At 46.2% G+C, this 1221-nt stretch carries 1 protein-coding gene; it reads left to right on the top strand.

All coding sequences use genetic code 11. From position 1 onward, the window contains the following. The first annotated feature begins 235 nt into the window (after positions 1-235). Positions 236-1201: an IS110 family RNA-guided transposase gene (locus DFR42_RS28920; RefSeq protein ID WP_110258536.1), complete on the top strand. Its 966-nt coding sequence runs from the start codon at positions 236-238 to the stop codon at positions 1199-1201. Positions 1202-1221: the final 20 nt, after the last annotated feature.

Below are 1221 nucleotides of genomic sequence, written 5' to 3'. Positions count from 1 at the left end.
CTAATCGTACCTTGTATTATGACGCTTTCGGTAGTTATTCGTTAATATAGCTACTAACAAGTTCTTGGTAGGCATATCAAGATCGAGTGACTGGATGCCGCATCGTACCTTAGGTTTGAAACCTGCGACGTAGATTTCTGCACCAGTCACTCACCCCTCGTTTTAAATCGAACAGTATCTTTGGCCCAGCATGCTGGCAGCCCGTATTCACAAGGTAGGTTATCAGAGGATTTGTATGCACGATTTTCATTTGGGAATTGATGTCGCGAAGCTGAAATTAGATTGCACTTTGCGTCTGACAACTGGCAAATTCCGCCACAAGGTAATTCAGAATAATCAGCAAGGGTTTCAGGAATTAAGCGCTTGGCTCAACAAACAAGGTGCAGCGATAGCCCATGTCTGCATGGAAGCTACAGGCATTTATTGGGAAGCCGTGGCACACTATTTCGCTCAACAGAAATTCCCTGTTAGTGTGGTTAACCCTGCACAAATTAAAGCTTTTGGTGCCTCTCGCTTAGTCAGAACCAAAACGGACAAAGTGGACGCTCGCCTGATCTCAGAATTTGCTTTTGAGCGAAATCCTGGACTGTGGACTGCTCCGTCATTGGCAGAGCAAGCCCTACGTGCCATGGTGTTGCGCCTGGATGCATTGCAAGTGATGAGGACACAAGAGCTGAACCGGCTTGAGGTAGCCCGTGATGCCGTACGACAAGGATTGGTTAATCATATTGAGTGGCTGGATAAAGAAATCAAGTCACTTAGCCGATCGATTAACGACCATATGAATGGTGATCCAGATTTAAAAGATAAGCAAAAATTATTAGACAGTGTTCCTGGGCTCGGCGAGCGTACGATCGCTGTACTGCTCTCATATTATGCAGACTCTGAACGTTTTTCTTCAGTAAAGAAGGCCGTTGCCTTTGCAGGTCTTGACCCAGAGCAGCATGAGTCTGGCAGCAGTGTCTGTCGCAAAGCAAAAATGTCAAAGGTTGGGCATACATTTATTCGCAAAGCACTCTACATGCCCGCCATGGTAACCCTACATCGAACCACCTGGGGTAAGGTGTTTCAACAACGATTAGCCGCAGCCGGAAAACCTGCCAAGCTCATTATTGGCGCTATGATGAGAAAGTTGATACATGTCGCTTTTGGGGTTTTGAAATCCGGAAAACCATTCGATGCTAGCTTGCATTTCGCTTGACTGGGATAACAGTATCTACG

The organism is Undibacterium pigrum (genome assembly GCF_003201815.1).
Lineage (GTDB): Bacteria > Pseudomonadota > Gammaproteobacteria > Burkholderiales > Burkholderiaceae_D > Undibacterium > Undibacterium pigrum.
The sequence above is the reverse complement of the archived record's forward strand: the minus strand, read 5'-3'. Positions and strand labels throughout refer to the sequence as shown.

What these genes read in the sequence shown, in the direction of transcription:
- DFR42_RS28920 (WP_110258536.1), top strand. Translation starts at nt 236, where the DNA reads ATGCACGATTTTCATTTGGGAATTGATGTCGCGAAGCTGAAATTAGAT.